General features: G+C 65.8%; 1 protein-coding gene. It reads right to left on the bottom strand.

The genetic code is table 11. From position 1 onward, the window contains the following. A partial coding sequence (locus ESO89_RS18295) for a TRC40/GET3/ArsA family transport-energizing ATPase (protein WP_128906804.1) occupies nt 1-1,316 on the bottom strand: 1,316 nt, incomplete at both ends.

Genomic DNA, 1,316 nt, shown 5'->3' with positions numbered 1-1,316 from the left:
TTTCGAGCGCGGCCATCTCCTCGGCACAGGGCGATTCCAATTCCTCTTCGACGTTCGCGATCGCGGCGTCGACGTCGATCTGCGTGTCCTCTTTGTCCTCGTACATCTCGGTGACATGGTCGAGGACTTGCTCGCGGTACTCCGCAAGCGCTTTTTCTTGGTCGATTCGCGCCGCGTCGAGGTTCTCCTGGCCGACCGAGGTGGGTTCGTGGCCCACGGGCTCACCGAAGATGTCCTCTAAGTGCGCGGCCGGATCGGTCGTGACGACAAGCGTCTCGTGGCCCGCCTCAGCGAGTTTCGTCGCTGCCGTCGAGGCGACCGTGCTCTTGCCGACGCCGCCCTTCCCGGTGAAAAAGAGGTACTCCGTCTCCTCGCCCGGCGTGAGCTGGTCGACAACCGCGTCGGCGTCCGCCATCGAATCGAACTCGACCGCACCGTCAGCGTCCACGCCGGTCGCGGTCCCGACGTCGACGGTCGCCTCCGTGCCGTCGTAGAGGACACCGCCCACGTCAGCGAGCAGGTCGAGCCCGGCTATCTCGCCGGGCTGGAGCGGGTATGTCGCCGTCGCGTCCGCGTCGAACTCCTCGCGGGCGCGCTCGATAACGGCCTGCTCGTCCGCGCGTTTCCCCTCGAAGAAGGGGTCCTCGCACACCGACTCTGGGAGGTAGCCGTTGAGGATCAACAGCTGCGACTCGATCCCGAGGTCGCCGAGGTCGCTCGCGCTGCGTTCGATCTCGTCGATCGAGGAGTCCTCCGGCTTGCCGACGAAGGCGAAGGAAGTGCGCTCGTCGTCCTGGAGCGTGTCGATCGCGCGCTCGTAATCCTGTTTCTTGTCCTCCATCGAGGCCGCCGGCCCGATACAGGTCGAGCCGCCCTTCTCGAGTTCGGCGTTCCAGTCGGAGGGGAGCTCCATCAGCCGGATGGTGTGGCCCGTCGGTGCGGTGTCGAAGACGACGACGTCGTACTCCGGGCTGTCCATGAAGTCGACGAAGTTGTCGAAGGCGGCGATCTCCTCGACGCAGGGGCTGTTGAGCTGCTCTTCGACCGTCTGGATCTCCTCTTCACCGAGCAGTTCGCGCATCGGCTCGATCGTCTCCTGGCGGTACTCCTCGGCGGCGGTGTCCGGGTCGATCTCGATCGCCGAGAGGTTCTCGATCCCGTCGATCGCGGTGACCTCATGGCCGATCGACTGCCCGAAGATGTCCGAGAGATTCGGGGCGGGGTCGGTGGTCACCAGCAGCGTCTCGTAGTCGTTGTCGGCGAGCCACGTCGCGGTCGCACAGCTCACCGTGCTCTTGCCGACGCCGCCCTTCCCG

The organism is Halorubrum amylolyticum (genome assembly GCF_004114995.1).
Lineage (GTDB): Archaea > Halobacteriota > Halobacteria > Halobacteriales > Haloferacaceae > Halorubrum > Halorubrum amylolyticum.
The sequence above is the reverse complement of the archived record's forward strand: the minus strand, read 5'-3'. Positions and strand labels throughout refer to the sequence as shown.